Here is a 7787-nt window from a genome sequence, read left to right as displayed (position 1 = left end):
CCTCTGTTGAGTGTATGCTGAACCCGGAACTGAAGAACAAGCCGGTGGCAGTGTGTGGTTCTGTGGAGGAACGGCATGGTATCGTACTTGCGAAGAACTATGCGGCAAAGGCGTTTGGCGTTTCCACGGGAGAGGCAATCTGGCAGGCAAAACAGAAGTGCCAGGATCTTGTGATCGTGGAGCCGCATTATGAGCAATATATGAAGTTTTCAAAATTAGCCCGTGAGATATACGGTCGTTATACTGACCAGATTGAACCTTACGGGATGGACGAATGCTGGCTGGATGTGACCGGAAGCGGCTGCATGGGAACTGGATTTGAAATCGCAGATGAGATTCGCAGAACCGTTAAGTTTGAACTGGGCCTTACGATTTCCGCAGGAGTGAGCTTCAACAAGATTTTTGCCAAGCTTGGGTCGGATATGAAAAAGCCGGATGCGATTACCTGCATCGAAGCAGATTCATTCCGTGAGAAGATTTGGTGTCTTCCTGCCTCTGACTTGCTTGGAGTCGGCAGAGCGACCGAGAAGGTTCTATCCGGTTATGGGATTCATACCATTGGAGAGCTTGCTGCAACATCGGATGATTTCTTGAAGTGCCGCCTTGGAAAGAATGGACTGGCGATTAAGAAATATGCCAATGGACTGGATGATTCGCCGGTTATGCGTTCCGATTATGTCTCCCCGGTAAAGAGCATTGGGCACGGGATAACGACCATGCAGGATTTGGAAAATAACGCCGAAGTCTGGTGTGTCATGCTGGAGCTGGTGCAGGAAATCGGAACTAAGCTGCGAACGCATAAAAAGAAAGCAGGCGGAATTGCGATTTCCATCCGCAACAATGAGCTTTTCACGAAGGAGTGGCAGTGCCGGATTAGCATTCCGACACAAAGCCCCACCTATCTGGCGAAAACCGCATTTGCTCTGTTTGATAAGAATTATCAGTGGGAACACCCGATTCGTTCGGTGACAGTTCGGGCAATCAACCTGTTTGAAGAGGATTGTCCGATACAATACGACCTATTCACTGATGTGAAATCACTGGATCGCCAGGAACGCTTGGACGCAGCGATTGAGCAGATTCGATTCCGATTCGGGAAAGATGCGATTAAAAATGGGGTACTTTTTCAGAAAAGCAAGATGCCGACAGAGCGAAAAGTGGATTTGGTTATGCCGACAGGAATGATTGGTTAATACAGCACCGGCAGAATCTGGTGAGTTCTTTGCTAAAAGAAGTCAACACATTCGCCGGTTTACAGAGGAGGAGCGTAGAATATGTCGGAACAGAAATGTAGAAAAGTATATGTACCTGTGAATTTGGATGTGGATGCGGAGGGAAATATCCGTCCGCGTCTGATTCGGTGGATTGACGGACGGGTGTATGAGATCGACCGATTGAAGCATAAGTGCCGGGCTGCTTCCACGAAGGTAGGTGGCTGCGGAATCCGCTATACGGTCATGATCGGTGGGCATGAGAGTTTCCTGTACAACGAAGATGAAAAATGGTTCGTTGAAGCAAAGGAGCCGTGCCTATGATCCTTTCGCAGAAAAACATAGAAGAAATCGCTGTTGCAGTGATAAGAGATTTTCAAAAGTCCTTTTTCGGCAGCGAAGCAGATGATCCGGCAAGATTCGCACTTCCGACACCCATTGACCAGTTTGCATCCGATTATCTGAACCTGAAGGTGTCATTTCAAAAGTTGTCCTCGGACGGAAGCATCTATGGTCTGACCGCGTATGTGGATACAGAATATCAGATAGAGGTTGATGGAAGTCAGAGGAGCATCTTCCTGAAAACCAATGATGTGGTTCTGGACAAGAGTTTCATTGAACCAGCGAATATTCGGAAACTCTGCGGAAAACGCAGATTTACGCTGGCACATGAGTGCGCTCACCAGATACTGTTTCAGCTGGATTCCGATGACCGAAAGATAGCCTGCCATAAGAGACCGGAAGTGCGAGGAAATGGCTCCCGCGTTCTGAGAACGCAGGAGGATTGGAACGAATGGCAGGCCAATTCGCTGGGAGCTGCCATCCTGATGCCCCAGTCAGAGGTGGATCGGGCGATGTGGTTCATTAACAGCAGAAAGCCTCTGACCTGTTATGGATGGCGTTTTTACGACAAGGATCAGGTCAAAATAGACACTTTCTGTGGTGTCTTTGGCGTTTCGAGATCGGCAGCTGCTATACGCTTGGAACAACTGGGCTATCTGAACCGGAAAAAGGATTATGAATATCGTGATCCATTGGAGGTGTGGCCATGAGCAGGAATATCAGAGTATCGGAACCATCTGCGGAAATGCAGATTAAAATCATCCGGGCAAAGGATGCAATCGCTTCCCAAAAGCCCAGGACTGTCAGGTGTCCTTATTGCCGACATAATTCAATCATCGTCTTTGAGGATACCAGAGGACATGTGCAGACCAAATGCAAGGCCTGCGGACGTGAGACCGTCTTCAATGTTTTGGAGATGAGAAGATTACGGAGATTGCAGCTCTACTATTCGTCTCTGAATGGTTGCGATGACAATAAATAACCCTATTAACACAATTTTATAAGTCATAGCTGTGCTGTGGAGCCGCTGACAGGCGAAGTCTTCCGAATGCCGCATGAGACAGAATTATGGAATACCCATGTTCTGTTTTATCGGCACAGGATTTTTTCTTCACCGTCATGCGGCTCCTTTTTTGACCTTCCGTCGGTCCGGTTCTGTACCGGCTGTGCGGAAGGAGAAACGTATGTATTACGATCAGCATGTATGTGGAGCAAGAATTCAAGAGCTGCGCAAATCAAAAGGGTATACGCAGGAGGCTCTGGCTGAGGCGATTGATATTGATGCAAAACGCATTTCAAAAATTGAGCGCGGAGTAATATCGGCATCTTATAACGACATGATTCTGTTTTCGGAATTCTTTGGAGTAACGCTGGATTATCTGATTATTGGCAAGAGACAGGATGTGGATGCGTTGAAAAAGAGAGTGCAGGATGCCATTACGCAGCTTCAGGAAGCACTGATGTGAACTCGCAAAATTAGGTGGGCAAAGTCGCAGTTTCCGGCGTGTTATGTAAAACCGCATTCTTTTATACTTACTTTACAGCTAAGGCAACAAGGCTGATGAACTATGAAAATTGAATACTCATTCTCCAAGTACATTACTGACAGAACGAGCCTTCGACTGCACGCCATGATGCCCAACAGGGGCGAAGCGGAATCGCAGCAGCAAATGTCGGATTGCAACCGACGGTGGTGTAAAAGCCTGTCAGGGACAATGATACTTCCGTAATTCGCGGTCCGGCCATAAAGAAGGCGGGATGGTTAAATTCCAATGGAGCAGTGAAGCACACTGCCGCTTGTGAGAAATCCCCGATCTCTGGGGTACCAAGAAAAAGTACAGAGAAACCATATTTTAAGAAAAGCTGTCAGAATAAAGCATTTGTATTATTTTCTGTCAGCTTTTATCCATAGATGATTATGGGATTGGAGGCAACCAGATGAAAGAAAACTGGGTTTACCGGCGAGGAGATATTTACCTTGCCAATCTTGGTGTTCCGATAGGATCAAAGCAGGGCGGTGTTCGTCCGGTAGTGGTTCTTCAGAACGATGTCGGCAACTTTTATTCGCCGACGATTACGGTTGCTCCTCTGACAACGAAGATTCAAAAGAAAAGAAGCCAGCCAACACATTATTTCCTTCGGAAGGCAAAAGGGCTGGCAAGATCTTCGATGGTATTGGCGGAGCAGCTTGATACATGTGATAAGACCTGTGTAATTCGGTATCTCGGCAAGGTAAGTAAGGGACAGATGCGCGGAATTGATGAAGCTGTGAAAGTGCAGCTTGGATATTATATTCCGGAACAGGCAGAGAAAAAAAGGCAAGGCAAATGCCGAAAGGAAGTGAATTTTGATGGTGGATAAATTGATTAAGCGTAAAGAAGCCGCTGAGATGTTGGGAATTAGCTTGGACACCTTGGATCATGCAAGAATGGAAGGGCTGATCACTTACGTTCAGTATGTTGAGAATGGCTGTGTTTATTTTACTGAAGTTGGACTTCAGGAGTATATTGCAAGGTCTACACATCGTGCAAGGCCGAAGGATAACAATCCGACTTTCCGAAGGAAAAGAACAGCCAGGAGCGAAATTCGACATCGTTGAGTATTGGCAGGTTATTCGCAATAATGAATATATCAGCTAAAAGTTTGGAGGTGTCGAAGATGGCAAGAAAAAGATATGCGATTCCTCAGTACGGAACCGTCATCATGGCGGGTAAGGAATATTACCGGACTCGAATTGAGGATGCTGATGGAAAGCGGGTGGCGTTGTATGGCAGAACCCGTGAAGAACTATATGATAAGGTGCTCGAAGCGAGAGAGCAGATTGAGGATAATACATTTCGCAGATCATCCCCCACAGTAAAGGAGTATTGCGAAAAGTGGCTGTTGTTACAATCCGCACAGGTAAGAGCCACTACTTTGACGGATTACACATCGAAAGTTAACCGGCATATTATAAAGCCTCTGGGTCATATGAATATAGCAGATGTTACAGCAGATGATATTCGTCTGGCACTGGTTCCGGTATCCAAAAAATCAGCGTCTGTGTACAAATCGGTTAATATACTTTATAAGAGCATTTTTGCGGCGGCAAAAGAAAGCAAAGTGATTCAGGACAATCCTACAATTTATTTGTCTGGAAAGAACGGAGGCGTTCCTCAAAAAGAGAAAAACCCTTTGACTGATGATCAGGTGGAGAGATTGCTGGATGCGATAAGAGGACTGCCGCCGTATGTATTTGTGATGCTTGGTTTGTATGCAGGGCTTCGGCGAGAAGAAATTCTTGCATTGCAGTGGGATTCAGTTTTTCTGGATGAAGCAGCACCGTATTTGACAGTGTGCAGAGCTTGGCATACAGAGCACAATCGACCGGTAATAATGGCTGTTCGCAAAGAGATAGTGCGGAACATGAAGGGTATGCGAAAGCGTCAAGGTCGTTCAAGCGGATATGGAAAGAAAGAGACAGTGCACAGCCGAAGCTCTTGGAAATGATTCTGTACAAAGATAATCTTAACAGAGCGTACAAAAGAGTGAAAGCAAACAAAGGGGCGGCAGGCATTGATGGAATGAGCATCGAAGAAGCCCTGCCATATCTAAAGGAACATCAACAGGAGTTAATTAACCGAATACTTAGAGGAAAATATACTCCATCACCAGTGAGAAGGGTTGAGATTCCAAAATCAGACGGTGGTGTGCGAAAGCTTGGCATACCAACAGTGATAGACCGAACAATCCAACAGGCAATAACGCAGAAGTTAGTGCCAATCTATGAACCATTGTTTGCAGAAAACAGTTTTGGATACCGTCCGAACAGGAGCGCAAAGGATGCAATCATAAAGATTAAGGAGTATGCGGAACAAGGCTACACATTTGCGGTAGCCCTTGATTTGTCAAAGTATTTTGATACCTTAAATCACGAGATTCTCATAAATCTGCTGAGACGGAATGTAAAGGATGAACGTGTAGTGCAGCTGATTAAGCGTTGTCTGAAAAGCGGTGTAATGGAAAACGGAGTGGTCATAGAAACAGAAGAAGGCTCGCCGCAAGGCGGAAATCTGTCGCCATTGCTTGCGAATATCTACCTCAATGAGTTCGACCAAGAATTCATAAAGAGAGGTGTTCCGTGCATCAGATACGCAGATGATATCGTGCTTCTCGCAAAGAGTAAGCGTGCATCAGAGCGGTTGCTGGAAAGTAGTACGAAATATCTTGAGGAAAAGCTGAAATTAACAGTAAACCGAGAGAAAAGCCGTATGGTCAGCGTGTTTGCAATCCGAAATTTTAAGTTCCTTGGCTTTGCATTGGGAAGGAACGGAAGTGGAATTTATGTCCGAGTTCATCCAAAGTCATGGAAAAAGTTTAAGTCAAAACTGAAAGACCTATCTTCCCGTAGGTCGGTACAGAGTATCAAACCAAGCCTTGAGAAAATCAAAGTGTATGCAAGAGGTTGGCTGAACTATTACGGAATAGCAAGCATGAAGAACAACATAGATGACATCAATGGATGGCTCTATCACAGGATACGAATGTGTATATGGAAACAATGGAAAAAGCCGAAAACAAAGGTGCGAAACCTAATAAAGATGGGAGTACCAGAAGATTTGGCGAGGAAGGCGGGAAACAGCCGCCGGGGCTATTGGTTCACAACACATACAGTAGCCGTAAATATGGCAATGACAAAAGAAAGACTGATAAGCAGTGGCTTTTATGATTTAGCCACAGCCTATCAGTCTGTGCACGTCAACTATTGAATGCGCCGGATACGTGAACCGTATGTCCGGTGCTGTGAGAGGACGGGAGCTAATCACTCCCTCCTACTCGATTAGCCGACATCCTTGAGAACCGGAGCAGCATTCTGGATAATTAAAGAGCAAGGATCAATTTGGATATATCAAGAAAATGGAGGAAGCAATAATGGCAAGAAAAAAAGTAGTGCCGGAATATGGAACAATTATGAAGAGGGGCGTTCAATATTACAGAACACGAATGCAGGATGCGGATGGAAAATGGATTTCGCTATATGCACAGACTCCTGAAGAGCTGTACGATAAATCCATTGAGATGAAGCGCAGTATTGAGAATGAAATATTCCGGAAGAATAATCCGACAGTAGCTGAGTATTGCGAAAAATGGTTGAAGATGCGCTCGGCGAGTGTGCGAGAAAACACATTGAGTGGATATGAGCGCACGATAAGAAAATACATTATTGGAGCTATTGGAGATATGTATATGGACGAAGTGACGACCGATGACCTTCGCTTGCTGCTGGTGCCAATCTCCAAGCAATCAGCTTCCCTGTACAGCAAAATGAATATGCTGATCAAATGTGTTTTCTATTCAGCAGAAGAAAGCAAAATCATCAGTTATAATCCGGCTGCGTCGCTTTCCGCAAAAGGCGGAACACCAAAGCAGGAAAAGAAGGCATTGACGGATGAGCAGGTGAAAATTCTTCTGGATACAATCAGGGGATTACCACCGTATGTCTTCGTAATGATTGGGTTGTACGCAGGGTTGCGGCGGGAAGAAATTCTTGCACTGCGATGGGATTGTGTTTTCCTGGATGAAGCCACTCCATATATTTCGGTACGGCGAGCATGGCGTTCTGTGAATAATCGTCCGGTAATTTCAACAGAATTAAAAACGCCAGCAGCTAAAAGGGACATTCCCATTCCGGGCAAGTTGGTGGAATGTTTGAAAGAGGCAAAAGAAAAGTCAAAATCGGAATATGTGATCTCTGACAGGAATGGTAACGCTCTGGCTGAATCCCAGTTCGTGAGGGTGTGGAAGTACATAGCAGTTCGTTCTACGGAAGAACGCTGCTATTACACCTATGTGAATGGGCAGAAGATTAAGCATGTGGTAAAGCCGAAGCTTGGTGAGCATCAGCCGAACAATCCGAAGTTGGTATATACGATGGATTTTCAAGTTACACCGCATCAATTGCGTCACACTTATATCACGAACCTGATTTATGCTTCGGTTGATCCTAAAACCGTACAGTATCTTGCCGGACACGAAAACAGCAAGGTGACTATGGACATTTACGCCAAAGTCAAGTATAATAAACCTGCCCAATTACATGGGGTGATCAACAGAGCAATCGACACATCAAAAAAAGATTAGGGTTAAAATCCGACAAAAGCCTACAAAATCGTGGGTTTAAGAACTGGTGGACGAAGAGCAAAAAGCTTGAAAAACCGCGTAAAATCAAGCAAAATCGAGCTTCGGTTTCGTGAA

The 7787-nt window shown here is 45.4% G+C and carries 8 protein-coding genes and 1 pseudogene; all 9 read left to right on the top strand.

Annotation, left to right across the window (positions count from 1 at the left end; genetic code table 11):
* On the top strand, positions 1–1193 hold a 1193-nt coding region (locus ACLU9Q_RS09280; protein WP_412625084.1), incomplete at its 5' end, for a DNA polymerase IV.
* An 81-nt stretch (positions 1194–1274) separates the two neighbouring features.
* Positions 1275–1535, top strand: a complete 261-nt coding sequence (locus ACLU9Q_RS09275) for a hypothetical protein (RefSeq protein ID WP_013274265.1) — start codon at positions 1275–1277, stop codon at positions 1533–1535.
* A complete protein-coding gene (locus tag ACLU9Q_RS09270) occupies positions 1532–2263 on the top strand; it encodes an ImmA/IrrE family metallo-endopeptidase (RefSeq protein ID WP_412625082.1) in 732 nt (243 codons plus the stop codon). The genes ACLU9Q_RS09275 and ACLU9Q_RS09270 overlap by 4 nt, the downstream gene beginning before the upstream one ends.
* 474 nt (positions 2264–2737) lie before the next feature.
* Complete coding sequence (locus ACLU9Q_RS09265; RefSeq protein ID WP_013274263.1) at positions 2738–3019, top strand: helix-turn-helix domain-containing protein; 282 nt, start codon at positions 2738–2740, stop codon at positions 3017–3019.
* Positions 3020–3491: 472 nt separating this feature from the next.
* Entirely contained in the window at positions 3492–3914 is a 423-nt protein-coding gene (locus ACLU9Q_RS09260) for a type II toxin-antitoxin system PemK/MazF family toxin (protein ID WP_013274262.1), read from the top strand.
* Entirely contained in the window at positions 3907–4152 is a 246-nt protein-coding gene (locus tag ACLU9Q_RS09255) for a DNA-binding protein (RefSeq protein ID WP_227147383.1), read from the top strand. The genes ACLU9Q_RS09260 and ACLU9Q_RS09255 overlap by 8 nt, the downstream gene beginning before the upstream one ends.
* 59 nt (positions 4153–4211) lie before the next feature.
* Positions 4212–4943, top strand: a pseudogene (locus tag ACLU9Q_RS09250) (phage integrase central domain-containing protein); the annotation flags it as partial.
* Entirely contained in the window at positions 4898–6301 is a 1404-nt protein-coding gene (gene ltrA, locus ACLU9Q_RS09245; RefSeq protein ID WP_412625079.1) for a group II intron reverse transcriptase/maturase, read from the top strand. The pseudogene ACLU9Q_RS09250 and the gene ltrA, both read left to right, overlap by 46 nt.
* A gap of 163 nt (positions 6302–6464) precedes the next feature.
* Positions 6465–7673 carry a tyrosine-type recombinase/integrase gene (locus ACLU9Q_RS09240; protein ID WP_022289530.1) on the top strand — a complete coding sequence of 403 codons (1209 nt, stop codon included), beginning with the start codon at positions 6465–6467 and terminating at the stop codon, positions 7671–7673.
* Positions 7674–7787: the final 114 nt, after the last annotated feature.

Origin of the sequence: Marvinbryantia sp. (genome assembly GCF_047017445.1) — a bacterium.
Lineage (GTDB): Bacteria > Bacillota > Clostridia > Lachnospirales > Lachnospiraceae > Marvinbryantia.
This window is presented reverse-complemented; position numbering and strand designations above follow the sequence as displayed.